Source organism: Maribacter sp. UH1, assembly GCF_056839145.1.
On record NZ_CM166387.1, the window covers coordinates 2,692,952 to 2,719,597 of the forward strand.

Below are 26,646 nucleotides of genomic sequence, written 5' to 3' on the forward strand. Positions count from 1 at the left end.
TTATATTACTATCGCAATAACATAAACTATACCGAAAATTATAGGTTGACCGTTGTACCAATAGTTTGGCCGTCAACAATTTTAAGTAAGTTTCCTTTTTTGTTCATATCAAAAACTACAATTGGTAGTTCATTCTCTTGACTTAGTGTGAAGGCTGTAGTATCCATCACCTTTAGTCCTTTTGTAAGTACCTCTGAAAAAGAGATGTTATCAAATTTCGTCGCACTTTTATCCTTTTCTGGATCGGCAGTGTAAATACCATCTACACGGGTTCCCTTTAAAATTACATCGGCTTCTATTTCAATAGCCCTTAGTACAGCTGCAGAATCCGTGGTAAAATATGGGTTACCTGTTCCTCCGCCAAAGATAACAACTCTTCCTTTTTCTAAATGCCTCATGGCACGTCTTCTAATGAAAGGCTCGGCAACTTCATTGATTTTAATGGCACTTTGTAATCTAGTTTGTATGCCGTTCATTTCTAATGCACTTTGTAATGCTAAGCCATTGATTACGGTAGCCAACATTCCCATGTGATCACCTTGTACTCTGTCCATTCCTGTTGCGGCACCTGCTAAGCCACGAAAAATATTACCGCCACCAATAACTATGGCAACTTCAATACCTTTTTCAACTACTTCTTTAATTTCTTCCGCATATTCATTTAGACGATTAGAGTCTATTCCGTATTGCTTTTCGCCCATTAAGGCTTCACCGCTTAGTTTTAGAAGAATTCTTTTGTAGTGCATCTTAATTTTTTATTTGCCATCAAAAATAATGAAAATATTTGATGGGTGTAGTCAATATTTGGTTGAAGCAAAACATAAATCGTTGAGATGTTGTCTTTACATATTATCTATCTTTGATATCATTGATTTTAAATATTCACATATGAAGTTTTTTATGAAGAAAAATGTATTAATTATTGCCACTGCTTTACTATTAAACGCTTGCGGGGCAGGTAAGGCTCTTTTGTCTGTCGAGAATAGTCCCGTGGTCACCTCTATTGATTTGGTAAATGTTGTTGATGATAAAGTTCAGGTAGGTATCAACCCTGGAGCGTTTACAACTTCAACGGTCATATTTAGAATACCTAAGACTGTGCCTGGAACATATAGTTCCGATAATTACGGTAAGTATATTGAAGATTTTGAAGCGCTGGATTATAAAGGGAATGTTCTGCCTAGCACTAAACTAGATGAAAACTCTTGGAGTATTTCAAATGCTGCTCAGTTAGATAAAGTTCAATATTGGGTAAATGATACTTATGATACGGAGGATGAAGTAGATGATGCTGTTTTCTCACCGGCAGGTACCAATATCTCAAAGGATAGCAATTTTATGCTTAATCTTCATGGATTTGTAGGTTATTTTGATGGGTTCAAAGAAATACCTTATGCTATTCAGATTAAAAAGCCAACAGATTTAGTAGGTACTACTACGCTTGCTAGAGAAGTAAATAATAAGCCAGATCCTTTGTGGGATGCTTTTAAGGCAAATCGTTATTTTGAAGTAATTGATAACCCAATAATGTATGCAAAACCAAATACAGAGTCTTTTGAAATAAATGGTATTACGGTAACCTTAAGTCTTTTTTCGCCTAATAACGTTTACAAGGCGTCTGATTTAAAAGATAGAATGGTGGCTATGATGGGTGCTCAAAAGAAATTTTTAGGAGATGTTGATAGTACAAAGGAATATAACATCTTATTATATATGTCTGATAATACTGTGCCAGATGCTCATGGGTTTGGAGCACTAGAACATCATACCTCTACTGTGGTTGTGTTACCAGAAGCTATGGATATTGGACGTTTAGAACAGGCTATGGTAGATGTGGTTTCTCATGAGTTTTTTCATATAGTTACACCGTTGTCCGTTCACTCTAAAGAGATTCAGTATTTTGATTTTAACGACCCAAAAATGTCTGAACATTTATGGATGTATGAGGGCACTACAGAGTACTTTGCTAATTTATTTCAAATTCAGCAAGGTCTTATTACTGAAGATGATTTTTACGAACGTATGTTGGCTAAAATCACTAATTCTAAATTTTATGATGATAGTATGTCTTTTACTGTTATGAGTAAAAATATATTGGAACAGCCTTATGAACCTAATTATGCCAACGTATATGAGAAAGGAGCTTTAATAAATATGTGTCTAGATATTATATTGAGAGAGAAGAGTGGAGGGGAGAAGAGTATGCTTTGGTTAATGAAAGAGTTATCTAAAAAATATGGTACAGACGTTCCTTTTGAAGATGAAGCTTTGTTTGGGGAAATTGTTTCCATTACATATCCTGAAGTTGATATTTTCTTTAAGCAGCATGTAATTGGTACAACACCTATAGAGTATGATGTGTATTTTGCTAAGGTTGGTTTAGTGACAAAGAATGTTGAGGAGCCTACCGGTTACTTTTTTGATGGTCAAGTGCCTTATATGGATGTTGATGTTAAAAATGACAGCGTAGTATTTATTCGTAAGAATATAGCTTTGAATACTTTCTTTGATGATTTAAAATTGAAGGGTGGCGATATTTTTAGGGTTATCAATGGTCAAGATATTAATTTAGAAACCCTACGCCCGATAATAGGTGAAAGCTTTGGTTGGACACCAGAAACCGTAGTAAGCATGACTGTAGAAAGAGACGGGGAAATGATATCTGTAGAAGGACCAGTAGGGCAACCTTTAAAGAAGGTCAGGAAAATTGTTCCGTTAGAAGAGGTAACTGAAGAAACCGTTAAGTTGCGAAATGCGTGGTTGAAGAATTAGGAGATAAGTAAAATATTGAAAATAAAAAAACCGTCTACTTTTTACAGTAAGACGGTTTTTTATTGAGTTAGTTGTATTGTAATTAACCTACGGTTACACGTTTAAAACCTAAAACAGAAACATCACCATGAGACTCAACATATTTAGCTACGTTGATTTTCTCATCCTTAATGAAGTTTTGGTCTAATAAACACTGTTCTTGGTCCAAAGTAGTATTATCAGATACAAATCTTTCCATTTTTCCTGGTAGAATTTTATCCCAAATTTTCTCTGGTTTACCTTCAGCTTGTAATTGCGCTTTAGCATCTTCTTCTGCTTTAGCCATAACTTCAGGAGTTAACTGCGACATAGAAATATACTGAGGTACATTTTTAAGTGTTTTACCTAAACGACCTAGTTCTTCGTTGTCTTTTTCAATAACAGCTATTCTAGCCTCTGTTTCAGCAGCTACGAATGTAGGGTCAAAATCTTTATAAGATAATGTAGTTGCACCCATAGAAGCAACTTGCATAGAAACGTCTTTAGCCAATACATCAGCAGTCTCAACCTTAGCGGATAGACCAACTAAAGCAGCGATCTTGTTGATGTGAACGTAAGAACCAACATATGGTGCTTCTAATTTTTCAAAAGCCGTGATTTCTAATTTTTCACCAATAACACCAGTTTGCTCAACTAATTTGTCAGCAACTGTCATACCTCCAAAATCAGCAGCTAAAAGCTCTTCTTTAGAGTTACAGCTAAGTGCTATTTCAGCTAATTGGTTGGCAAGAGAAATAAAGTTCTCGTTTTTACCAACGAAATCAGTTTCACAACCAAGTACTATAGCAACACCAACAGTTTGGTCAGAATTTAACTTAGCAATCGCAGCACCTTCAGATGAATCTCTGTCTGCTCTTTTTGCTGCTACTTTTTGCCCTTTTTTACGAAGCACTTCAATGGCTTTGTCAAAATCACCTTCGGCCTCGACCAAAGCGTTTTTACAATCCATCATTCCAGCGCCAGTCGCCTTTCTTAATTTATTTACTTCTGCGGCGGTAATTTTTGCCATTTTATTTTCTTTTAGGATACCCGTTTTAAAGGGTTGTTCTTAGATTTATTTATATCAAAAATAGAAAAACTTATTCTACACCACCTTTAGTGTTGTCTTGCCATTCTTTAAGTTCGTCCCATTTACCATCAGCAGCCATTTTAGCTTGCTTTGGCCAAGAGGTAGGATCTAAATGAGCCATTCTAGAACTTGCTTCTGTTAAGATTTCTTTGATCTTTTCAGCTTCACCTTTAGAAAGGTCTGCGAATGTAGCGATACCTGCAGCAACTAATGCTTCAGCAGCTTTTGGTCCAATACCTTCAACTTTTGTTAAATCATCAGCCTTCACATCTTTAGCTACTGCTTCTTTTGTAGCCTCAACATTTACCTCAACGTCTGGTACGTTAGCAACCACTGGTGCAGGTTTAGTATCAACCTTGGCTGGAGTTGGAGCTGGCTTTTCAGCTGCTACTTTTTTCTTAGGAGCTTTTTCTTTTTTCTCTTCTGAGTTACCTTTTTCAGCCTTACGTTCTGCAAGACCTTCAGCTACTGCGTTGGTAACTTCTGTCATAATGATGTCAATAGACTTTGATGCATCATCGTTAGAAGGTATAAGGTAATCTACATCTCTAGGGTCACAGTTGGTATCTACCATTGCGAAAATAGGAATGTTCAATTTTTGAGCTTCTTTTACTGCAATGTGTTCTCTCATTGTATCAACAATGAACAAAGCACCTGGTAAACGAGTCATTTCAGAAATAGAACCTAAGTTCTTTTCTAATTTTGCACGTAAACGATCAACTTGCAATCTTTCTTTCTTAGATAATGTAAGGAAAGTACCATCTTTCTTCATACGATCAATAGAAGCCATTTTCTTAACAGCTTTACGGATAGTAACAAAGTTGGTCAGCATACCACCTGGCCATCTTTCTGTGATGTAAGGCATGTTTACTGCTGCTGCTTTTTCAGCAACGATATCTTTTGCTTGTTTTTTGGTAGCTACGAAAAGTATTTTTCTACCTGATGCTGCAATCTTGCTAAGAGCCTCATTGGTCTCGTCTAATTTTGCAACTGTTTTGTAAAGGTTGATTACGTGAATACCATTACGCTCCATGTAGATGTAAGGAGCCATGTTAGGATTCCACTTTCTTGTTAGGTGACCAAAATGTACACCTGCTTCTAATAATTGTTTTACTTCGACTCTCGCCATTTTAAATTTAGTTTACGTTCTTATGAATTAGCAATGATAAAGTGGTATTTCGATTTGCAACCGAAAAGCCTTCATCATTTAGATGCTAAACTAATCTTACCTTTAATATTAAGTGATTAAAGGATTTTTAATTGTCCTAAAAGGACTTTCAATGAACTTGTTAATAATCTGGATTTTCCAGTATGATAAAATATAAAAATAGGCACCCAAAAAGGGTGCCTGGTAATCTTGTAATTCCGAATTAACGTTTCGAGAATTGGAATTTTTTACGTGCTTTCTTCTGACCGAATTTCTTACGTTCAACCATTCTTGGGTCTCTAGTTAATAGACCTTCTGGTTTTAATACTGTTCTGTTCTCAGCATCAATCTCACACATTGCTCTAGATAAAGCAAGACGAATAGCTTCTGCTTGACCGGTGATACCACCACCGTAAACATTTACTTTTACATCATAAGTATCTAAGCTTTCAGTTAATGTGAAAGGTTGTTTTACTTTGTATTGAAGTGTTGCAGTTGGGAAGTATACGCTTAAATCTTTGTTGTTAATAGTGATATCACCATTACCATCAGAAAGATATACTCTAGCTACAGCGGTCTTTCTACGACCAATTTTATGAATTACTTCCATCTTATTTAATGTCTTTTAAATTAACAACAGTTGGCTTTTGAGCTTCTTGACCGTGCTCTGTACCTGCGTAAACTTTAAGGTTTCTAAAAAGTTCTGCACCTAATCTGTTCTTAGGTAACATTCCTTTTATTGCTTTTTCAAGTATACCTTCTGGATTTTTATCCAATAATTGTTTTACACTAGTAGTACGTTGACCACCTGGGTAGCCAGTGTATCTCATATATGATTTATCAGACCACTTGTTTCCTGTAAGAACAATTTTCTCTGCGTTGATAATAACAACATTATCACCACAATCAACATGAGGGGTGAAACTTGGCTTGTGCTTTCCTCTTAACAAATAGGCGACTTTTGAAGCCATGCGTCCTAATGTTTCTCCTTCGGCATCTACCAATAACCACTCTTTGTTTACAGTTGTTCTGTTGGCCGAAACGGTCTTATAACTTAATGTATCCACTACTGCTATTTTTAACTATTATTTTAATCAATCCCTAGAAAGGGGCTGCAAATCTACAATTATTAACTTGAATTGCAAATACTTGTTTCTTATTTTTTTACATTTTTTAAATAAATGTAATATCTAACTACTTTGTCTGTATTGAGATACTGTTAAACTTATAGGTTTTATTACTGTTTCTGTAACAATTACAATTCTTTTGTGTCTCTTCATTATCACATCAATCAACCAAAGAACGCACAGTTATGAATAAATGTTTATCCCTAAGTATCTTATTTCTACTATTTCTAACGACAGTAGTAGCTCAAAAAGATGTTGCAAAGGTACAAAGGGAATATATTACCAAGCAACTTACGGTAGGAGAAGAAATTACAATTGACGGAAAATTGTCTGATAAGGCTTGGGATACTGTATCTTGGGATGACGATTTTACTGTTTTTGATCCTAATAATGGAGAAAAACCAAGTCAATCCACAAAATTTAAGATTACCTACGATGCCAAATTTCTTTATGTTGGCATCCGTTGTTATGATAGTATTCCTTCTAAAATAGAAAAAAGACTTGCTAGGCGAGATAATTTTTCTGGTGATTGGATCGAGATTAATATAGATAGTTATAACGATAAAAGAACCGGTTTCTCTTTCAATATTTCTGCCGCAGGCGTAAAGGGGGATGAGTTTATATCTCAAAATGGAGATTTTTGGGATGCTAGCTGGAATCCAATTTGGTATACTGCTTCCCAAATTGATGTGGATGGATGGACTGCGGAAATGAAAATACCTTTCAGTCAATTAAAATTTGGAGAACAAAAAGAACAGATTTGGGGTTTACAATTGAACAGAAGATTTTTTAGGGCAGAGGAACGTTCTCTTTGGCAACCTGTTTCGTTAGATGCCCCGGGCTGGGTAAGTGAGTTTGGTGTACTTAGGGGGCTTATTGATATTCAACCACAAAAGCAATTAGAAATTCAACCTTTTTTGGTAAATCAATATGATTCATATCCTTCGCAAGATGGTGATCCATTTCGTGATGGTAATGATTACAGGTTAAATGCTGGGTTAGATGCTAAAATTGGTTTGACAAATGATTTGACCTTAGACTTGACCGTAAATCCGGATTTTGGTCAAGTAGATGCTGATCCGGGAGCTATTGCTTTAGACGGATTTCAAATCTTTTTTGAAGAGCGACGACCTTTTTTTATCGAGAACAAGAATATTTTCGATTATGAGTTTGCCGATGATAATGACAATATTTTTTATAGTAGAAGAATAGGAAGAAGTCCGCAGGGTTTTGCAACGACAACACCAGATGAATTCATTGATCAGCCAACAAATAGTACAATTTTGGGTGCTGCTAAGTTCTCTGGTAAGACCAAAAACGGGTGGTCATTGGGTCTTTTAGAAAGTGTTACCGGTAAAATGTATGCAGAGATTGAAGATGTTGTAGGTAATAAACGTTCAGAACTTGTAGAACCACTAACCAATTATCTGGTAGGTAGGGTGCAAAAAGATTTTAATGAGCGTAATTCTTTTATTGGTGGAATTTTTACTGCTACGAATAGAAATATACCAGATAATCTAGATTTTTTAAGAAGTGGTGCATACACCGGTGGTTTTGATTTTAAACACAATTGGAAGGATAGAAATTATTATGTGGAAGGCAACATTGTTGGTAGTCATGTTACAGGAAGTGAAGATGCCATTGCAAGAACGCAAACTAGTATAACGCACCTTTTTCAAAGAGTTGATGCAGACCATGTTTCTGTAGATCCTAATAGAACCTCGCTTACAGGTACTGGTGGTAAAATAGAGGTAGGTAAAGCAGGTGGCGGTAATTGGAGATATGACGGTGGCATCATTTGGCGATCACCAGAATTGGAACTTAATGACATTGGATTTCTAAGACAAGCAGATGAAATTAAACAAACTGCATCTGTTAGTAGGTTGTTTATTAAACCCACTAATTTCTATAGAAGGGCAAATATGGAATTAAGTCAGTATTCAACCTACGATTTTGAGGGTAATTATAATAGAATTCAATATCAGTTTGAGGGATTTATAAATTATAAAAATAATTGGTGGACAGAAGTTGGGGCGGCGCATAAACCCCGTATATTTTCTAATACCGTATTACGTGGCGGACCACGTTGGCGTTGGTCAGATGAAAATTTTGCATATCTATTTTTCGGTTCTGATAGTAGAAAGAAACTAAGTTTTACCTTGGGTTATGTAAATAGTCAGGCAGCCGAAAAAAACTTTTCGTTAGCGCGTTATGTGTTTAGATTATATTATCAACCTTTTGATGCTTTTAACCTGTCTATCTCTTCTGAATTTGAAGAGAATCCTAATAAAACGCAATATGTTACCGAAACCAATTTTAATGGAGATGCTAGATATATTACCGGTAATATTGATCAAAAAACGTTTAGTACTTCCATCCGTTTTAATTATAGCATAAATCCTAATCTATCTATTCAGTATTATGGCGAGCCATTTATATCTAGAGGAACGTATACCAATTTCAATTACGTGAATAATCCTATTGCAGAAAGTCTCAATGAGCGAGTAACTTTATTTTCTGAAAATCAAATTTCGCAATCTAATAACACTGGTAATTATTTGATTGATGAGAATTTTGACGGAATTACAGATTATCAGATTGAGAATCCAGATTTTTCATATGTCCAGTTTCGATCGAATTTAGTATTGAGATGGGAATATGTGCCTGGGTCGGAAATTTTTTTGGTCTGGTCACAAGGGGTTGTAGGGGCAGGGAATCCTGGTGAAACTTTGGGTAGGAATTTAGATCGTCAAATACTAGGGCAGAAAAAAGATAATACCATTTTGTTAAAGGCAACGTATAGATTTATACTCTAAGTCCCCGTCCTTATTAGGCAGCTGTTTGTTTGGATATGAAATAATAAGTTGATTTTTTCGTTTTTATGCTTGTACAACCAAAAAAAACTAAAAAGATGTATAAGCATATTTTACTAATTGCAGGAGTAGTATTAACATTGGTATCCTGTAGTTCTGACAAAGATGAGACCCAAAATGAAGCAGAACTGAATAGTGCGGCTATTGTTGGCACTTGGGATGCTACAGAACTTGAAATTGACAATGAAACGGCAAGTGACGATGTTAAATTTGGAAAACAGATTCTAGATTTTCTTACAGAAGAAAATTGCTTCATTATTACTTTGCAGTTTAATGAAGACTTAACGGCTAGCGCTTCTAATTCCGCAAATTATATTGAAGTTAACGCAACTGCTACAGGTTTAGATATTCCTTGCCCAACAGAATCTGATGTCAATGAAAGTACTTATACTTTTGACGGAGAAACTGTAACTACCATAGATGAAAATGGTGAGGAAGTGGCAATAGGTGTTACTATTGAAGGTAATGTAATGACATTAGATGCCAGCGATCTTGATATTCCTAACTTTTCAGAAGACGGGCAATTGATTTTCGTGAAGCGATAAACTATATTCAATTATAGTAATAAATGACCCTTGCACTTCTTGTGAGGGTTTTTTATTGCTTGTAAAATTTAGTTTTTACGTTTTGATGTTCAGATTGTATGGTAATCATGTACAAACCTTTTTCAAGATTGAAAACAGGAATATTCAAGGAATTTCTTTTAATATCCCATTGGTGAAAGATAATTTGGGTTCCGTAACTATCTCTGATGCTTATAGCCGCATTCGAATCATTTTTGAGTCCTAAGACATTAATGACATTCGTTGCAGGGTTAGGAAAGACTTTTATGTCTTGCGCAGCTAGTTTACCTGCTCCAAGGCTTATAAATAATACTATGATTAGAAGTCTTTTCATGAAAAATAGCGTACCTCATTGTAGAAGTACGCTATATGCTAACGTTTTGAAAATACATTTTCGTCTTCCTTTAAAGAAACTTTAACTTTCTAAAATGTGAAATAGGTTTCGCTAGTAGATGTATTGTTGTTGCTGTCTTTAGAAACTACACGGGCAATATATTGCTCTCCGGCTGTAATATTGTAGTTGGTGCTTTCGTTAGTTGTATTCTCAAGAATCAATTCTAAGTTACCTGAGGTGCCAATGTAAGCATCGTAGGTTGATAGGTCGTCATCTAGGTCTTCACCTGTCCAAGATACGCTTACTGAACCGTCACCATTATCCGAAACACTAATTTCTGCTGGGAAAGGAGCGAAATTTTCAGTGCTGGTACCTTCGGAATAGAAATTCCATGAGTCGCTCGCCAGTGTTTTTGAACCCAAAATTGCAGTTACACCCCATGAAAATTGTGTGCCTTTAGGTAGTCCTACAGTAAGTGATGTTGTGGTTACAGTTCTTGTGTCGGTAGAATTAGTTTCTTGATTAGTAATTTCAAGTTCATAGGAAGTTGCATTGGCTGAGGCAGACCATTTAAGCTCTATGCTCACGCCGTCTGTACCATTATCTTCTCCTTCTGTACATATTAAATTGTTTTCAGGAAATATAAGATTAAATGCACCCAGTTCTTTTTCTGTTTCCCCTGGCTGATTGTTGTTGCTGTCATCGCTTCCACCGCATGACGCAACTAGTAATCCTACTAAAATTAATTTTATAGCTAACTTCATTTTTTTACAAATTTTAAGTTGATTTCTTTATCTCCATCTATAATTGTTAACATATAGACGCCAGGAGAAAGATTCGAAATATTCATTTCTAATGTGCCGTTACTTATCTGTTTGCGCTCTTGTAGAGTTGTTACTCCGCTTATGTTTGATAAGATAACTTGAGCATTAGTCATAATGTCCAGACCTTCAACTCGTAACATATCAGTCACTGGGTTTGGAGTTAAAATAGCATTACTGATAACCACCTTATCATTAAAAACACCTTGGCAAATTTTATCGGTTTCTATCGTAATGATATTTGAGCCTTTATCTATTGGAAATGATAATTGCTGATTATCAATATTATCAACTTCAAAGGAATATACTTTCTCATTAACTAAAACTTGGTAATTCTTGCTTCCAGAAACCACAACACTTGCTTTTTTAGCGGTGTAGTCTATAACGGTTTTACCAGAAATAAATTCTTCGGGGGTTTCAATTGTTACTGAGTAGCATTGCTCATAACTTGGATACTCAGGTATGGTTACACATACCGAATACGAACCAGAAGAAAGATCAGATCTTACTAGACCATTTGTAACGTTAATATTATCAAAAGTATTGTCCAATAAGAGTCCTGTAATTTGAACTGTGTAGTTGTAATCTTCATTAAAGGAAACAGAGATTTCACCATTTGCAGTATCTGGACAACTGGTGCTTGTTGCTTTTACTTGAATGCCGTCATTTGAAATATCTGGGAGCGTATTTTCGACAATAGTACACCCGCTCGAATCTACAGTCTCACCCGCAGGGGTGTTAGGGCAATCGTCAATAGCATCTGTAACCCCGTCATTGTCAGAATCTGATACTGTGGTCACTGCACAGCCATTCTCATCAACTGTATCTCCTGTTGGAGTATTCGGGCAATCGTCATCGGCATCTGCTACACCATCGTTGTCTGAATCTGCTACTGTGGTCACTGTACAGCCATTTTCATCAACTGTATCTCCTGTTGGAGTATTCGGACAATCGTCATTAGCATCTGTTACACCGTCATTGTCAGAATCTGTTACTGTGGTCACTGTACAGCCATTTTCATCAACTGTTGAATTTGCTGGTGTATTAGGGCAATTGTCTATATCATTGTTAACACCGTCATTGTCATCATCCAGTTGGCTTTGTGAGCAACCATTAGTATCAACGGTTTCTCCTGCTGGAGTGTTAGGGCAGTTGTCATCAGTATTACTAATTCCATCATTATCATCATCTCCAACAGTATTTACATTTGCTCTAATTACGGTATTGTCTAATAATATGCGTTCTTGTGGTTGATTAGAGTTGACTCTAATATTTAAATCTACGATTTCAGTTTTAAGAGGTGTATAGGTTGTGGAAAAGGTATTCCAGCCAGAACCGGTTGGGCTTATAATGAAATTTTCAAGTGTTTCCCCAAACGCGCCTACTTGATTTCTTAGCTCTAATTCTACAGTATCAAAAGAACCCTCTACAACTTTATAGTCTATTGAAATAATATATTCTACTCCTTTGTAGATTTGAATATCATTTTGAAAAATTGTATTTGATGAAGTATCTCCTGTGGTTAGCTCAACACTATATTGCAGATTATCACTAATGTCTGTATTTTTTTCCCAGCTGCCTAATTGGAACCATATTCCCCATTTCGCTAGATTAGCGCCTCCTCCAAAAGACCAATCTTCAAAACTGGGGTCTTCTAATAAATTTGAACTATCTATAGTAACTTCACAGCCAACATTGTCAACTGCTAGTGCATTTGGTGAAGTATTCGGGCATTGATCATTACTATCTAATACCCCATCGTTGTCAGCATCAGGCAATGAATCGCCTAAAATTCTATAATTATCAATTCTGATTATGTTGGTGGGTGCCGACTGTGCGCGAAAAGATAGTTCTGCAACATAGTCTGTTTCATTAGCACTTGTGTCAAATTCAAATGTGAATGTGTGCCAATTGCCATCATCAATAAATGTAGTGCTTTGAGCTTCATGTTGCACTATTCCGTAAGAAGCTTGTTTGAGCACATATAATAATCCTCTTATATTCGTTCCTTCTACCACTTTGTAGTCAAATGAGAGTGTGTATGTAGAATTTGTTTGTAGTGTTGCTACATTAACATCACGAGTTGTTAAACCCGTTTGTTGAAATGAAGCCGAAGCGTCATTAAGTTCAATTTCTAATGAAAAATCACCATGAGTAGCATCTGTTGATTTAATTAGAGCGTCTGGTCTTTGTACCGTCCAGCTATCTGGTGATTCTGGGTTTCCTGACCAATTTTCAAAATTGGAATTCGCTAAAAAATTTGTCTGTGAAAACCCTGAAATTGAAGACAAAAAGAAAACTGCTAATAGCAGCCTAGTGTAGTTTTTAATCATAGTAAAATATGGTTAGCAAAACACTAATATAAATATTAGCGTTTTGTTAACAGAATATTTTCGTCGAAATACTACAATTTTTTCTTACAAAGGGTGGTTCTTCTATTATAAATATTAGCATCAATGCGCTACCAACCAATTCTCACCCAAGCCAACTTCTACATCTAAAGGAACTGCTATTTTGTACGCATTTTCCATTTCAGATTTAATGAGTGTTTGTAATTCTTCCAATTCTGGTTTGTAAATATCGAACACTAATTCATCATGTACTTGTAAAAGCATTTTAGACTTATAATTGCCTTTTTCTAGTTTGTTGTGAATATTGATCATGGCAATCTTTATGATATCTGCAGCACTGCCTTGAATAGGTGCGTTTACGGCATTTCGCTCTGCAGCACCACGAACTATGGCATTACTACCATTAATATCTTTTAAATAGCGTCTTCTGCCCAACACAGTTGAAACATAACCATTGTCACGTGCAAAATCTACTTGCTCGCTCATGTAATTTCGCAACTTTGGGTAGGTCTTGTAGTACGTGTCTATTAATTCTTTTGCTTCTTTTCTTGATAAGTCCGTTTGGTTGCTTAGTCCGAATGCAGAAACACCATAGATGATTCCGAAGTTAACTGTTTTCGCATTGCTACGCTGTTCTCTAGTCACTTCTTCCAAAGGCACATTAAATACTTTTGAAGCCGTAGAGGCGTGAATATCTTCACCATTCTTAAAAGCTTCTATCATGGTAGTTTCTTCACTTAACGCAGCAATAATACGTAGCTCTATTTGAGAGTAATCGGCTGCTAATAAAGTATAATTCTCATCTCTTGGTACAAACGCTTTTCTTACTTGTCTACCGCGTTCTGTTCTAATTGGTATGTTCTGTAAATTTGGATTATTACTGCTTAAACGACCTGTTGCCGCAACGGTCTGCATATAGTCTGTATGGACTCTACCAGTAGATGGTTCTACTTGTTCTGGAAGTGCATCTACATACGTGCTTTTCAATTTAGCAAGACCTCTATAATCCAATACATTCTGAATAATTTCATGGTCTTTTGCCAAATTAGACAATACATCTTCTGCGGTAGAATACTGACCTGTTTTGGTCTTTTTAGGCTTGTCGACTAGTTTTAGTTTGTCAAATAGAATTTCGCCTAGTTGTTTGGGTGAGCCAATATTGAATTCTTCATCGGCAACTTCGTAAATTTTCTTTTCTAGATTGCTGATGTCATTGTTCAAGTCTTCTGAAAGTGAATTCAAGAATTTTTCATCTAAATTGATGCCTTCTAATTCCATGTCTGCCAAAACGCGTAATAACGGAATCTCAATGTCTTGAAATAACTTTTCTGTATTGGCTTCCTTTAATTCTGGTCTAAAATGTTGTGCAAGTTGATAAGTGATATCTGCATCTTCAACAGCGTATTCCGTTTGTTTTTCTAGTGGAACATCGCGCATGCTCAATTGATTTTTCCCTTTTTTACCAATTAGTTCTGTGATGGAAACCGGGGTGTAATTTAAATACGTCTCTGCCAGTACATCCATATTATGGCGCATATCCGGATTAATTAGATAATGTGCCAACATAGTATCGAACAGAGGTCCTTTTACATCTATATTATATTTATCTAAAACCTTAATGTCATACTTAAGATTCTGACCTATTTTTTCGATTGTTTCAGCTTCAAAGAATGGGCGTAGCTCTTCTAAAAGTGCCTGTACTTCTACTTTATTATCCGTAAAGGGGATGTAATATCCTTTTGTTGCTTCCCAAGAAAAAGCAATACCAACTAATTCTGCTGTTAATGGATTTAAACCTGTGGTTTCCGTATCAAAACAAACCGAAGTTTGCTGCATTAAGTTTTTTAGAAATAACTTCATCGCCATACCTGGGGCAACACTTTGGTAAGAATGCGCAACATCTGCAATGGTCTTTCTACTTGAAAAATCTTTTACAGTTGCGCCAGAATCTGCAGGACTTCCAAATAGCGAGAACTGTCCTGATCCAGCATCTTGTATCTCTTTTTTAGCGACTGGTTTGTTTGTAACTTCTGTGTTCGCCTCTTCGGCTTCCGCAGAAAATAATTTTATAAACTGATCTTTTAATCTTCTAAACTCAAGCTCTTCGAAAATTTTCTGAACTTCTTCGGCATTTGGTTCAGACATCTCATAATCACTAGCGTTAAAAGTGACATCGACATCTAAGCAAATAGTAGCTAATTTTTTAGAAAGTAAACCAAGTTCACCATTGGCTTCTACTTTCTCTTTCATTTTACCTTTAAGCTTATCGGTATTAGCCAAAAGCCCTTCCATTGAATCAAACTGCTCTATAAATTTCTTGGCAGTTTTATCGCCAACACCTGGTAAGCCAGGTATGTTGTCACTGGCGTCACCCATCATACCTAAATAATCAATAACCTGTTCTGGTCTTTGAACTCCAAAACGTTTTTGAATTTCTGGAATACCCCAAATTTCTATGCCGTTACCCATTCTAGCAGGGCGGTACATAAATATGTTTTCAGATACCAGTTGTCCAAAATCTTTATCTGGCGTTACCATAAAAACTTTGTAATCTTCTTTTTCTGCTTGCTTTGCCAACGTTCCAATAATGTCATCTGCTTCCCATCCTTCTTTTACTACTACAGGAATCTGCATTGCATTCAAGATATCTTGTATATAAGGCACAGCAATACGGATAGCATCGGGAGTTTCTGATCTGTTTGCTTTATACTCGGGGAACAACTCTGTACGCTCCGCACTTCCACCTTTATCAAAACAAACGGCCAAATGATCTGGCTTTTCACGACGAATAACATCGAATAAAGAATTCATGAATCCCATAATGGCAGAAGTATCCATGCCTTGTGAGTTGATTCTTGGGTTTTTTATAAGTGCGTAGTAACCACGAAAAATTAGTGCGTATGCATCTAGCAAAAAGAGTCTTTTTTGATCTGCCATTTTTGAGTATTGATTGTAAAACGTTAAAAGTACAAATTGATAGGGAAACATTAAGGGAGATTGCCCTATTGCTTATGTGTTTTATTATTCAATTGTTATTTTCAGGTGATTCGTAATCGCCATAAATTCTAAAATATTTATAAACGTAATAATCAATGTTTTCATTCTCATCATTTTCAAATTCCTTATACCTTATTTCGAGATTGCCTCTATCTATCAGGTTTACTTCAAAAAGTTCCATAATCAATTCAGAATTGTCAGAAGTATTTGTGAGTTTAAAAATAACCTTGTTGCCTGGCATTACTTTCCATTCTCCATTATCGCTAGTTGTTAAGTCAAGTGCACACATATCGTTTCCGCCTGCATGATTTTCGGTTTCAACATAATCTTCAAAGTAAAGACTACCATCTTCAAAAAGAATAAATTCTGTTTGTTGTTCGCATATTCCTGTAGATAAATTATCTGCTGAAGAGCCATCTTTGAAAAAAACAATTCTTTTAGTTCCAACCCATTTACCAGCAATCAGTTCTTTAAAGGTATATTCCTCGTCTATAGTACAGCCGGAGAATATAATTAACATGCCGGCTAGATATAAGATTGTTTTCATTTATGGTATATTAAAATCGTTTGCGGAATAATAATCAGCTTCTTTTTCCTGAAGTATGTCGTAATAATCGACACCGAATAAATACTGTACATTATATAAGCCTACTTTTAAAGGGGCATTCAAGTCTGTATAAAAGACTTTATTGTAGTGTTTGAAAAAATTACTGTTTTCTTCTAATCTTTCAATAGGTTCTTTAAGATAGGCATTGATAAAAAATGCACTGGTATATTGATAAACATGAATAATTTCATGTGCAATAACCGCTTCTATATCAATATTAATATTGCGTTTAAATTGAATTGTATTGTATAAAGCCGCTCCATCTGGTTCAATATCTCTTGTTTTAGGTAATTTTTTGTTTTTGAAAATAAAATGACCAGAGTATAATGTTCTTTTAAAATCAAATTTTGAGGTTGCAAATCCATATGCATTACCGTAAAGTGCAAAGGGTAAAATTCGATAGCGAAGTTTTTTCTTACGTTTAAAATCATATTCCAGATAATTAAAGCCGAAATCCATGTGCCATCGTTCCCAAAAGTTTCGGTTAGCGGCGGCGTTATATATAATGGAGTTGCCTGCAGAATTCAAAATTTTAGAGGGCCATAAGTAAGCATAGTTATCAGTTCTATGAAATTGCCTTACCAACCTTTTGCTTTCAAAGGTTAAATAACCTCCTAAAGCACCTTGATACATACCTTTGAGAAAAACCTTGGAACCCTTTTCATTAGGTTTCTTATTAATCAATGCTCCAACGCCGCCTATGATAGCTTTGGATCCTACATTGTAGAAAGCTGCTTGTGAATCGTTTCTTTGTGGATGTAAATATCCTGAAATCAATAAAATTAGAATTATCCTCATGGTTGGTTTTGAGGAAAATTAGAAATCAAAAACTACGCCATTTGTAAGATTTTTCAGAAATAATCTTATTTCTTTAAATAACTATCTGAAGGATTGTTTACATGACCTTCTTTGGAATAAGTTCTATAACTGAATCCTGGGTGAATACAGTAACCACCGGTTTCTCCTTTTTTATTAATAGCGATAAACCCAATTTGAAAATCTTGTTTGTCCTTGTTTTTAGCGATAATGCGTTTTACACCTTCTTCGCATTCCTCTTGTGGCGATTTGCCTTGTCGCATTAATTCTACGATTAGAAAACTACCAACCGTTCTTACAACTTCTTCACCAACACCAGTTGCCGTAGCGCCACCAACTTCATTGTCAACAAAAAGTCCGGCGCCTATAATAGGCGAGTCACCAACCCTGCCTGCCATTTTATATGCCATGCCACTTGTGGTACATGCACCGGCAATATCGCCATCGGCATCAATTGCTAACATACCAATGGTATCATGATTTTCTATATTTATGATAGGTTTGTATTGTGATGTTTTTTTCCATTCTTCCCAAGCTTGTTTTGATTCTTCGGTTAGCAAATCTGTTTTCTCAAAACCTTGTTCGTAAGCAAACTGTTCGGCTCCTTTGCCGGCTAGCATTACATGCGGCGTCTCTTCCATTACTTTTCTTGCTACTGATATGGGGTTTGTAATATTCTGCATTGCTAAAACAGCACCACAATTGCCATCTTTGTCCATAATACAGGCGTCTAATGTAACATTGCCATCTCTATCGGGCCTGCCGCCATTTCCTACAGTACTATTGCTTAAATCATTTTCTTCTACCATGACCCCTTGGTGAACGGCATCTAATGCATTGCCTCCTTTTTCTAAAACCTCCCATGCTTTGGCTGTTGCATTGCCAAAATTCCATGTGCAGATTGCAATAGGTAGAACAGGTACTACTTCTGCCTCTTTAACTACAGGTATTTCTTTGTATGTGGCTAATACGGGTGCCGATACTATTCCTGCAGCCACAGTAGTAGAATTTCTTAGAAACTTTCTTCTTTTCATGGGATGGGTTCTTTACTTTTAGTGACCTTAAATATAGGAATATGATAGTAGAAGTTTGTGCTAATTCATTGGAATCTGCTTTAGTTGCCGAACGTGCCGGAGCAGACCGAATTGAGTTGTGTTCAGAATTAGCGGTGGGCGGATTAACACCTTCTTACGGTTTGTTAAAAGCGGTAAAGGAACAAGTTTCTATTCCTGTGCATGTTCTGATCCGTCCACGTAGTGGAGATTTTACCTATTCAGCTAATGAATTGAATATGATGATGACCGATATTGAATTATGTGTTGAATTAGGTTTTGACGGAATTGTATCGGGAGTGCTCTTAAATGATTTTTCGTTGGATGTCGCACAAACTCAAAAATTGAAATCAGCAGCAGGTAATTTGAAATTCACCTTTCATAGGGCATTTGATTGGGTGAAAAATCCGTTGGAAGCATTAGAACAACTTGATGCTATGCAAATTGATTATGTACTTTCATCAGGTCAACAAAAGTCGGCACCATTGGGTATCGACTTATTGTCGGAATTAAAAAAGAAAAGTAAGACCATACAGATTATTCCTGGGTCTGGTGTAAATGCTGGTAATATTGATGTTTTTAAGAGCAATGGCTTTAATGCGGTTCATTTGTCGGGTACGGCTATGATTCAAACACTGGCTAAGGAACCCGCTATAACTATGAATTCAGAGCGCTTTTTAAGTGATGATTATATAGCAATTACGCAATTGGAAAATATTAAAGCGGTAGTTAACAAGGTTAAATAAAATGCAAATGAGCTTATATACCGCTGTGATACAGATATCTTTGTAAAAATTTTAGTCATGATTCGTTGGTTTGTTTTTGTCTTAGCTTATGTTGCTTTAAGTTTTTATGTGCTTCAGGCATTAAAAACCATAACTAAACAACCGTGGTGGTCATGGATTTATATTGCAATATCATTAGCGGTCATGTTAAATTTTATCTACCAATTTTCTATAGGTGAAGAGACAGGTCGTGTTTTAAGTATACCTAAAAGTTATGCTTTTGGTTTTTTGTTGACCATGTTAACGTTCAATATCATCACTATCTTATTCTTGTTTTCTGAAGATATATATCGTTTTATAGCAGGTGCATATCAAAAAATTTATGGTGAGGAAAAGCAATTCGGACTTCCGGCACGTAGACGTTTTCTTAGTTTACTAGCACTGGGAGTAGCTGCCGTACCATTTGGGGCGCTGCTATATGGTATGTACAAAGGGAAGTACAATTTTAAGGTGTTAAAATACGATTTGGAATTCGAAGATCTTCCCGATAGTTTTGACGGGTACCAGATTACCCAAATTTCAGATATACATAGTGGTAGTTTCGATGATAGAAAAAAGATTGAATACGCTGTAAACCTTATTAATCAGCAGAAAAGCGATGTACTCTTGTTTACGGGTGATATGGTTAATAATATGACTTCTGAAATGGAGCCGTGGGCAGATCTTTTTAGTACCCTTGATGCAAAAGATGGTAAGTTTTCAGTTTTAGGTAATCATGATTACGGTGATTATATTCCTTGGGATACCGAAGAGCTGAAACAACAGAATTTAGAAGACCTAAAAACATTGCAAAAAGAAATGGGTTTTGATCTTTTGCTTAACGAGCATAGATATTTACAAAAAGGGGATGATAAGATTGCTTTGGTGGGTGTAGAGAATTGGGGAAAAGGCGGATTCAAAAAAGCCGGGGACCTTAAAAAGGCTGCCTCACAGATAAATGCCGACGATTTTAAAATATTAATGAGTCACGATCCATCACACTGGGAAATGGAAGTAATTAAAGATGCTTACCATTACCACTTGACATTGAGCGGACACACTCACGGAATGCAATTTGGTATTGAAATACCCGGATGGATCAAGTGGAGTCCTGTAAAATGGAGATACCCTTATTGGGCGGGTATTTACAAAGAAATGGGGCAATTCATTAATGTAAATAGAGGTTTTGGCTTTTTAGGTTATCCTGGTAGGGTAGGTATATGGCCAGAAATTACCGTGATAACTTTGAAGAAAAAGGCATTAACATGATTTTAACCCTATTACAGTACTACTATTAGGATGCTAAGAGTAGTATTTTAACAATTTTTATTACATTTGGCTAACAAAGAAAAGCATTTTATATGTCCAAATTTGGTGAATTAATAGATTTAAAGGTACCTGTTCTTCTTGATTTTTATGCAGAGTGGAATGAGCAGTCAACTGCAATGCATCCTGTATTAAGGGATGTAGCCGCTGCTTTAGGTAGCAGAGGTAAGGTTATAAAGATAGATGTAGATAAGAACAAAGAGCTTTCTCAGGCTTTACGTGTTAAGGGTCTACCTACGCTTATGATTTATAAGAAAGGTGAAATGGTATGGCGACAAAGTGGCGAACAAGATGCTACTACGTTAATGGGTATTCTTAAAGAATACGTTTAAAATTTAATATTGTTTAAAACTAAAAAAAGCTTTGAGTGTAAACTCAAAGCTTTTTTTTATGCGCTATTTTGACAGAATATCTATTCTACAATTTCTGTTTTAGTATTGTCAGGTAAAATGGTGTCAGAAACTGGCATGGTATCCATCATATCTGGATTGGTCTGCTGCATTTCTTCACGCATGTCTATATCGTCCTCGTCTTTATAGAAGTGTTGGAACTTATCTATATACTCATTGAATATTAAGGTTTCTTTTTCAGCAACATCCTCGCTATCATTAGTTATGATCATATCTATATTACGTCTATATGCCTCCATATCTGCAATGATGTCATCAATATTGCTGTATTGCTCGTCTAAACTTGTAGAAGCGTAATACTCTAATCTTTCTTGGTATTTGCCTTTCAACTTTTCAAAGAGAGCACGTGCTTTCTGGTTTTCTCCAACTTTATAATAGCCGTCTACAAAAGGTTCCACTAAAGTGTAGTATCCAAATTTATCTACAGGCATGTTGGTCAATGAAATCTCAATGATATCTTTAGCCTTGTCCATTTTGTTCTCCTTGATCAAAGTTTCCGTTAAACGAGCTAAATTACCTCTAAAAGATACGCTCTGAATACGGGTTTGTGTATCGTGGTAAATGTCGCCACCTGCATTACCCCAATCCCATCCGGTAACGATATCATACATTAATTCGGTATCAATTCGTCCTAATTCAAATGCGTTAGGTCTTTCTGTACGAATAGGTACGAGCTTATATGCTAAACCATCTAGTTGAAGATAATCTTTCATCCATAAGTACTCAGCATCGTCAAAACTACCTCCAGAAAAGTATAAAGGACGTTTCCAATCATTGTTGGCTAAGATATCAAGCATCATCATGCTCTTCTTTGTAATAGCACCTGGTAAGTCAATATCAATGTACTCAACAATAAGGTCTGCGTCTTTTTCTTTGACCAAGCCGCTGTTTAATACATTTTGTTTGTTTACAGGAACCCTAATCTTATTAGTAGGATAGTAGACCATGTTTTGAGTTTCTTCAGGATACTGACTTAAATCTGCACCATTTTGCTCAAATAAATACTTAAGCTTTGTTCTAGGTTTATCACTGTCGATCCAATTGATGAAGTCCTTAATTGGCCATCTATTCTCTGTAATACCTTGGTGGTATAGCACATCTCTTGATCCCCATCTGTATTTTTCATGTGTAATCTGAGAAGGTATAGGTGCACTTTCATAAGCGGCAGCCTTCATTTGATCCACATACCAATCTGTTTCAAAAAGACTGGTGCAAACTATACGAACGTCTGTTCTGTAATGTTCAATCTCTTGTGCGTACCAAATTGGGAAGGTGTCATTATCACCAATGGTGAATAAAATAGCTCCCGCATCTTCCTGGCAAGAATCTAAATATGCTTTTGCAGACGAATTTGCCGTGAATTTGCCAGATCTATCATGGTCATCCCAATTTTGTACCGCCATTACCGTTGGTACGGCAAGTAATGTTACAACAACTACTGCAGGGGCTAATATTTTAGGAGTGATCCATTCTTTAAAACTATCATATAATCCGTAAACCCCTAAACCGATCCAAAGAGCAAATACATAGAATGAACCTACAAGTGAATAATCTCGTTCACGAGGTTGAAAAATACCTGGGTTTGTATAAAACTGTATAGCTAGTCCGGTAAACAGAAAGAACATCAATAATACCCAAAATTGCTTTTTGTCTTTTGAGAGTTGAAAAACTATACCAATGATTCCCAAAATTAATGGTAAAAAGAAATAGGTGTTTCTACCTGGATTATTTTGGATATCGCTTGGTAAGTTGTCTTGACTGCCTAATCTCATGCTATCAATAGCATTAATACCACTTAACCAGTTTCCGTTGTCATTATAGCGACCCTGAACATCATTCTGTTTTCCGACGAAGTTCCACATAAAATAACGCAGATACATGTAGTTGAATTGAAATTCGAACATGTATTCAATATTATCCCATAATGTTGGCGGCTGTACTTCTATATATTCATCAAAACGTTTTAAGAAGCTGATATACTGGTCGGCGCCAATTTCGCCATTTGCAAAACCAATTTTAACTTGTTCTGCAGCTTGTCTTAATTCTTGGTTTGGTTGTGTAATCCTAAAATCTAAGGCTCCAAAATAACGCATGTAGTTTTCGGCATTTTGCGAACTCCACATTCTAGGTAACAAACCTTGGTGTTTAGGGTTGGGACCTTGAATGGCATCTTTGTATTTATTTACAATAATGTATTTCCCTAATGTGTAATCTTTCTCATATTTAGGTTTACCATCTTGATCTTCGCCTGCTGGTGCAAACATATCTGAATAATAGGTACCGTAAACGGGACTATCAACACCTGGGTATTGCTCTCTATTGTAATATGCTAAAAGTGCTCTTGCATCTTCTGGGTTGTTCTCATTGATAACAACTTTGGCATTTGCTCTAATAGGCAACATTAACCAGGAAGAAAAACCTAGAAATAAAAACATCATACACAGAACAATGGTATTGCCTGTCTTATAATTGTTTTTACGAGTATAGTTTAAGCCGAAGTAAAAAGCAGCTATAAATAAAAGACCGATAATAATAGAACCTGAATTAAATGGTAGACCTATACTGTTAATAAAGAATACCTCTCCCCAACCAAAAAGTTGAAGTACATAGGTTAGTGAAAATTTATATACTAACATTAAGATCGCTATAACAATAATGTTAGCTAATAAAAAGTTCTTTACTGTGGTCTCTTTGTAGGTTTTAAAATAATAAAGTAAACCAATTGATGGTATTGCCAAGAAGCCCATAAACTGAACTCCAAAAGTTAACCCGACAACAAAGGATATTAATACAAGCCACTTGTTTCCACGAGGGTCATCAAGATTATCTGTCCATTTTAATCCTAGCCACAACAATAAGGCCATGATAAAACTTGCCATAGAATATACTTCTGTTTCTACGGCATTGAACCAAAAACTATCTGAATATGTAAATGCCAATGAACCTACTAAGGCACTACCAAATACTGCAATTGCTTTGCTATTGGTGAAAGGACCATCGTTATCTATTAATTTTCTGGTGATATTGGTAATTGTCCAGAACATGAATAAAATGGTAAATGCACTTGATACGCCGGAAACCAGGTTTACCATCATAGCAACTTGACTTGGTTCTAAAGCGAACATTGCAAAAAATGCGCCTATCATTTGTAGTAAAGGTGCTCCTGGTGGGTGACCCACTTGAAGCTTGGCTGCTGTTGCTATATACTCTCCCGCATCCCAAAAACTATTGGTGGGTTCAACGGTAATGTAGTATGTAATAAGGGCTATAAAAAATACGGACCATCCTAATATAGTGTCCCACTTGTGGTAGTTCTTTGAAAACATGAAGCTTGGGTTAAACCTAAGTGGCGAATTTACTAATTAATATAGAAAGGAATGAACTATTTTTATAAACCTTTAACATGGGTAAAGTATATTTTTTTCATTTTTACTTAAAAAAATGTTTGGTGAAACAAAACTTTGTTTTAAATTTGCAGCCTCTTAAAAAGGTATTGGCCCATGGTGTAATGGTAACACTTCGGTTTTTGGTACCGTCATTCAAGGTTCGAGTCCTTGTGGGCCAACTAAGAGAACAAGGTAAATCCTGATATCAATTGATATCAGGATTTTTTGTTTTTATGATTTATATCATTTTATTTTAATTTCAACTGTAAGACCTTCGCTGTATATACATGTTTAATTGCTGAATGTGAAGAAATGGTTAACTGTGTGTCAGTATTTTTGTACATTTAAACCGATAACGTTACAAATACATCGGAAAAGAAACCATTTCGACAATGTTATTATATACTTTGGTACCCTAAAGAACTTAACCCTATGAAACTCTCTCCAAAAGTTTTAAAGATTTTATTGATTGTTGTTTTACTTGGATTTGGAATTGGATTCTACTTGCAAGATGTGAAACATGAAGAAAGTACTGCCCATGCTTGGAAAGCGAATCGTTATAATTTAGATCGCTTCAACAAAATCATGGAGTACAATAATAAAATGAACTCTTCTAACTGGAGAGTGCTTAAAGATAGTATTGATCAACAGCTAGATACACTAATGATACTTCGTTTTCGTAAAGAAGTAGATAGTTTAGAGGATTCTGAGCCACAAGCATATAGTGATCAAGTTGAGGTACATGCATCTTTCATGCCTCAATAGTTTAATCAAACTTCCTAATTTTATAGATTTCTTTTTAGTGCGAGGTCTCCGGGTCAATTTGTTCTGGAGTGTCATCTTCTATCTCTAAAAGTTCTTCGTCTTCTGATTGTTTAATTGCGTCTTCGGCTAAATTTCTTTCGGTTATTTCTTCGTCAATTTCATCTAGCATGGTACCCATTTTTCGTTTATCACGTATCATAGCCCATGTCATTACTAAGCTAGTAGCTATTATTACGAATAAAAGTATGCCAGATTCAAAACCTTCAATTTGTGCTTCCATAGGTATAGCATAGAAAAGAAGTACGGTAATTAACCCCCTTGGAGCAATGAATAACTGCGGTAACATATCTTTACCAACGAAAACTATAAGTATCAAAAACCGTATGGCATAAATAGATGCTATTATCAATAAACTGACTATAGCAACATTAATGCTCAGTAATGATGAAAGTACTATGGTGATACCAAATATTACAAAGAAGAAAGTTCTGACTACAAATGCAGTTTCTAGGGTGACGATGTGCAACTCATGATAAATTTGTTGCATTCTTTCCTTTTCAAGAAAGATTTTGGTCTTACCTGGGAAAAATAAATTGACATTTTTTACAATTAAACCAAATACAAGAATGATAATTAAAGATGATAAGTGCATTTTCTTTCCTATGGCATAAAGAAGTAACAGAACAGAAATCAATAAAAATAGTTTTGCTTGGCTTTTTATGCGTTGAAAGACTAATATAATTGCATAGCTAGCAACCAATGCTATTACTATTGTTACGGCGAAATTTATACTGAAACCAACAACTCCCGAGTCTTCAGCGGGGTTTAGTTTTCCTGTTAGAAAGTAGAACATCATAATACCCATGATATCAGAAAAAGTACTCTCATAAATATGGAATTCTTTTTTAGCTTCACTTAGTCCGCCAACGCTTGGTATAATTATAGCGCTAGAAAGAATAGACAACGGTGTGGCATATAACCATGCAGATTGCATAGTCATATTAGGGATAAATTGATATAGAATTAAAGCGGCAACATATGCGGAGCCTACCAAACCAATTAATGCAATGGCCATTGATTTAAGAATGGGCCATAATTTTTCTTTTTTTAATTCTAGTTCTAAAGCAGCTTCTAAAACAATCATTATAAGGCCAACAGTACCTAAAATTTCTAAAGAACCTTTAAAGTCTGGAATCTCTGGTATAAAGAATTCTAATCCTATTTTAATAAGAATCCCCAGAACAATGAGCATAAGAACTGCTGGTATATTCGTTTTTTTAGAAATGCCGTTAAAAAAGAATGATAAAACTACAATTAAAGAAGCCCCTATGATAAGGTTATAAGATGAAAGAATTTCCATTAAGTATTATTTTGGTTGGTGTTTCGCTAAAAATAAGATAATTTCTAAAAGATCATATTTTTTGAGG

At 35.7% G+C, this 26,646-nt stretch carries 21 protein-coding genes and 1 tRNA gene; 8 read left to right on the forward strand and 14 right to left on the reverse strand.

Annotated features, from left to right (window positions below):
• Positions 1–38: 38 nt before the first annotated feature.
• Positions 39–746 carry a UMP kinase gene (gene pyrH / locus UH1x_RS11670; RefSeq protein WP_036151830.1) on the reverse strand — a complete coding sequence of 236 codons (708 nt, stop codon included), beginning with the start codon at positions 744–746 and terminating at the stop codon, positions 39–41.
• A gap of 154 nt (positions 747–900) precedes the next feature.
• On the opposite strand from pyrH, the gene UH1x_RS11675 reads away from it, so the two are divergent.
• A complete protein-coding gene (locus tag UH1x_RS11675; RefSeq protein WP_482626506.1) occupies positions 901–2,772 on the forward strand; it encodes a M61 family metallopeptidase in 1,872 nt (623 codons plus the stop codon).
• Positions 2,773–2,854: 82 nt separating this feature from the next.
• Here the strand turns inward: UH1x_RS11675 and tsf are convergent, their stop codons facing one another.
• The 4 genes from tsf to rplM all read right to left on the reverse strand — a co-directional run bounded on the left by tsf (position 2,855) and on the right by rplM (position 6,094).
• Positions 2,855–3,820: a translation elongation factor Ts gene (tsf, locus tag UH1x_RS11680; RefSeq protein WP_036151832.1), complete on the reverse strand. Its 966-nt coding sequence runs from the start codon at positions 3,818–3,820 to the stop codon at positions 2,855–2,857.
• Between the two features lie 70 nt (positions 3,821–3,890).
• Positions 3,891–5,009, reverse strand: a complete 1,119-nt coding sequence (rpsB, locus tag UH1x_RS11685) for a 30S ribosomal protein S2 (protein ID WP_482621843.1) — start codon at positions 5,007–5,009, stop codon at positions 3,891–3,893.
• Between the two features lie 241 nt (positions 5,010–5,250).
• On the reverse strand, positions 5,251–5,637 hold the full coding sequence (gene rpsI, locus UH1x_RS11690) for a 30S ribosomal protein S9 (RefSeq protein ID WP_036151836.1): 387 nt from the start codon (positions 5,635–5,637) through the stop codon (positions 5,251–5,253).
• A 1-nt stretch (position 5,638) separates the two neighbouring features.
• Positions 5,639–6,094, reverse strand: a complete 456-nt coding sequence (gene rplM, locus UH1x_RS11695; protein ID WP_036151839.1) for a 50S ribosomal protein L13 — start codon at positions 6,092–6,094, stop codon at positions 5,639–5,641.
• Between the two features lie 245 nt (positions 6,095–6,339).
• On the opposite strand from rplM, the gene UH1x_RS11700 reads away from it, so the two are divergent.
• Together UH1x_RS11700 and UH1x_RS11705 are read left to right on the forward strand one after the other, a co-directional pair.
• On the forward strand, positions 6,340–8,970 hold the full coding sequence (locus UH1x_RS11700; RefSeq protein WP_482621844.1) for a DUF5916 domain-containing protein: 2,631 nt from the start codon (positions 6,340–6,342) through the stop codon (positions 8,968–8,970).
• Between the two features lie 95 nt (positions 8,971–9,065).
• Positions 9,066–9,572 (forward strand): hypothetical protein, encoded by a 507-nt coding sequence (locus UH1x_RS11705; RefSeq protein WP_482621845.1) that lies wholly within the window; start codon positions 9,066–9,068, stop codon positions 9,570–9,572.
• A 52-nt stretch (positions 9,573–9,624) separates the two neighbouring features.
• Here the strand turns inward: UH1x_RS11705 and UH1x_RS11710 are convergent, their stop codons facing one another.
• The 7 genes from UH1x_RS11710 to UH1x_RS11740 form a co-directional block, all read right to left on the reverse strand.
• Positions 9,625–9,924 (reverse strand): T9SS type A sorting domain-containing protein, encoded by a 300-nt coding sequence (locus UH1x_RS11710; RefSeq protein ID WP_482621846.1) that lies wholly within the window; start codon positions 9,922–9,924, stop codon positions 9,625–9,627.
• 89 nt (positions 9,925–10,013) lie between these two features.
• On the reverse strand, positions 10,014–10,688 hold the full coding sequence (locus UH1x_RS11715) for a hypothetical protein (RefSeq protein ID WP_482621847.1): 675 nt from the start codon (positions 10,686–10,688) through the stop codon (positions 10,014–10,016).
• The gene (locus UH1x_RS11720; protein WP_482621848.1) at positions 10,685–13,078 is read right to left on the reverse strand and encodes a T9SS type A sorting domain-containing protein; all 2,394 of its coding nucleotides are present in this window, start codon (positions 13,076–13,078) and stop codon (positions 10,685–10,687) included. The genes UH1x_RS11715 and UH1x_RS11720 overlap by 4 nt, the downstream gene beginning before the upstream one ends.
• A 120-nt stretch (positions 13,079–13,198) precedes the next feature.
• Positions 13,199–16,033, reverse strand: a complete 2,835-nt coding sequence (polA, locus tag UH1x_RS11725; protein ID WP_482621849.1) for a DNA polymerase I — start codon at positions 16,031–16,033, stop codon at positions 13,199–13,201.
• 88 nt (positions 16,034–16,121) lie between these two features.
• Positions 16,122–16,640 carry a hypothetical protein gene (locus UH1x_RS11730; RefSeq protein ID WP_482621850.1) on the reverse strand — a complete coding sequence of 173 codons (519 nt, stop codon included), beginning with the start codon at positions 16,638–16,640 and terminating at the stop codon, positions 16,122–16,124.
• Entirely contained in the window at positions 16,641–17,498 is an 858-nt protein-coding gene (locus UH1x_RS11735) for a hypothetical protein (RefSeq protein WP_482621851.1), read from the reverse strand.
• Between the two features lie 65 nt (positions 17,499–17,563).
• The gene (locus tag UH1x_RS11740; RefSeq protein ID WP_482621852.1) at positions 17,564–18,550 is read right to left on the reverse strand and encodes an isoaspartyl peptidase/L-asparaginase family protein; all 987 of its coding nucleotides are present in this window, start codon (positions 18,548–18,550) and stop codon (positions 17,564–17,566) included.
• 41 nt (positions 18,551–18,591) lie between these two features.
• Here UH1x_RS11740 and UH1x_RS11745 point away from each other — a divergent pair, with 41 nt between their 5' ends.
• From UH1x_RS11745 to UH1x_RS11755, 3 genes are all read left to right on the forward strand, one after another.
• Entirely contained in the window at positions 18,592–19,314 is a 723-nt protein-coding gene (locus UH1x_RS11745; protein WP_482621853.1) for a copper homeostasis protein CutC, read from the forward strand.
• Between the two features lie 57 nt (positions 19,315–19,371).
• Complete coding sequence (locus tag UH1x_RS11750) at positions 19,372–20,601, forward strand: metallophosphoesterase (protein WP_482621854.1); 1,230 nt, start codon at positions 19,372–19,374, stop codon at positions 20,599–20,601.
• Between the two features lie 92 nt (positions 20,602–20,693).
• Entirely contained in the window at positions 20,694–20,990 is a 297-nt protein-coding gene (locus tag UH1x_RS11755) for a thioredoxin family protein (protein ID WP_036151869.1), read from the forward strand.
• An 80-nt stretch (positions 20,991–21,070) separates the two neighbouring features.
• On the opposite strand, the gene UH1x_RS11760 is transcribed toward UH1x_RS11755, so the two are convergent.
• Positions 21,071–24,394, reverse strand: a complete 3,324-nt coding sequence (locus UH1x_RS11760) for a glycosyltransferase family 117 protein (protein ID WP_482621855.1) — start codon at positions 24,392–24,394, stop codon at positions 21,071–21,073.
• Between the two features lie 168 nt (positions 24,395–24,562).
• On the opposite strand from UH1x_RS11760, the gene UH1x_RS11765 reads away from it, so the two are divergent.
• Together UH1x_RS11765 and UH1x_RS11770 are read left to right on the forward strand one after the other, a co-directional pair.
• Positions 24,563–24,633 (forward strand) — tRNA-Gln (locus tag UH1x_RS11765).
• A 253-nt stretch (positions 24,634–24,886) separates the two neighbouring features.
• Entirely contained in the window at positions 24,887–25,219 is a 333-nt protein-coding gene (locus UH1x_RS11770; protein ID WP_051941699.1) for a hypothetical protein, read from the forward strand.
• A 34-nt stretch (positions 25,220–25,253) separates the two neighbouring features.
• Here UH1x_RS11770 and UH1x_RS11775 read toward each other — a convergent pair whose 3' ends face one another.
• The gene (locus UH1x_RS11775; RefSeq protein WP_482621856.1) at positions 25,254–26,579 is read right to left on the reverse strand and encodes a cation:proton antiporter domain-containing protein; all 1,326 of its coding nucleotides are present in this window, start codon (positions 26,577–26,579) and stop codon (positions 25,254–25,256) included.
• Between the last annotated feature and the right edge of the window lie 67 nt (positions 26,580–26,646).

Bases quoted from the DNA above. Each gene is read 5' to 3' on its own strand.
- UH1x_RS11770 (WP_051941699.1), top strand. From the start codon at position 24,887: ATGAAACTCTCTCCAAAAGTTTTAAAGATTTTATTGATTGTTGTTTTA.
- UH1x_RS11740 (WP_482621852.1), bottom strand. From the start codon at position 18,550: ATGAAAAGAAGAAAGTTTCTAAGAAATTCTACTACTGTGGCTGCAGGA.
- UH1x_RS11700 (WP_482621844.1), top strand. From the start codon at position 6,340: ATGAATAAATGTTTATCCCTAAGTATCTTATTTCTACTATTTCTAACG.
- tsf (WP_036151832.1), bottom strand. From the start codon at position 3,820: ATGGCAAAAATTACCGCCGCAGAAGTAAATAAATTAAGAAAGGCGACT.
- pyrH (WP_036151830.1), bottom strand. From the start codon at position 746: ATGCACTACAAAAGAATTCTTCTAAAACTAAGCGGTGAAGCCTTAATG.
- UH1x_RS11750 (WP_482621854.1), top strand. From the start codon at position 19,372: ATGATTCGTTGGTTTGTTTTTGTCTTAGCTTATGTTGCTTTAAGTTTT.
- polA (WP_482621849.1), bottom strand. From the start codon at position 16,033: ATGGCAGATCAAAAAAGACTCTTTTTGCTAGATGCATACGCACTAATT.
- UH1x_RS11705 (WP_482621845.1), top strand. From the start codon at position 9,066: ATGTATAAGCATATTTTACTAATTGCAGGAGTAGTATTAACATTGGTA.
- rpsI (WP_036151836.1), bottom strand. From the start codon at position 5,637: ATGGAAGTAATTCATAAAATTGGTCGTAGAAAGACCGCTGTAGCTAGA.
- UH1x_RS11745 (WP_482621853.1), top strand. From the start codon at position 18,592: ATGATAGTAGAAGTTTGTGCTAATTCATTGGAATCTGCTTTAGTTGCC.
- UH1x_RS11710 (WP_482621846.1), bottom strand. From the start codon at position 9,924: ATGAAAAGACTTCTAATCATAGTATTATTTATAAGCCTTGGAGCAGGT.
- rpsB (WP_482621843.1), bottom strand. From the start codon at position 5,009: ATGGCGAGAGTCGAAGTAAAACAATTATTAGAAGCAGGTGTACATTTT.
- UH1x_RS11715 (WP_482621847.1), bottom strand. From the start codon at position 10,688: ATGAAGTTAGCTATAAAATTAATTTTAGTAGGATTACTAGTTGCGTCA.
- UH1x_RS11755 (WP_036151869.1), top strand. From the start codon at position 20,694: ATGTCCAAATTTGGTGAATTAATAGATTTAAAGGTACCTGTTCTTCTT.
- UH1x_RS11720 (WP_482621848.1), bottom strand. From the start codon at position 13,078: ATGATTAAAAACTACACTAGGCTGCTATTAGCAGTTTTCTTTTTGTCT.
- UH1x_RS11735 (WP_482621851.1), bottom strand. From the start codon at position 17,498: ATGAGGATAATTCTAATTTTATTGATTTCAGGATATTTACATCCACAA.
- UH1x_RS11775 (WP_482621856.1), bottom strand. From the start codon at position 26,579: ATGGAAATTCTTTCATCTTATAACCTTATCATAGGGGCTTCTTTAATT.
- UH1x_RS11675 (WP_482626506.1), top strand. From the start codon at position 901: ATGAAGAAAAATGTATTAATTATTGCCACTGCTTTACTATTAAACGCT.
- UH1x_RS11730 (WP_482621850.1), bottom strand. From the start codon at position 16,640: ATGAAAACAATCTTATATCTAGCCGGCATGTTAATTATATTCTCCGGC.
- UH1x_RS11760 (WP_482621855.1), bottom strand. From the start codon at position 24,394: ATGTTTTCAAAGAACTACCACAAGTGGGACACTATATTAGGATGGTCC.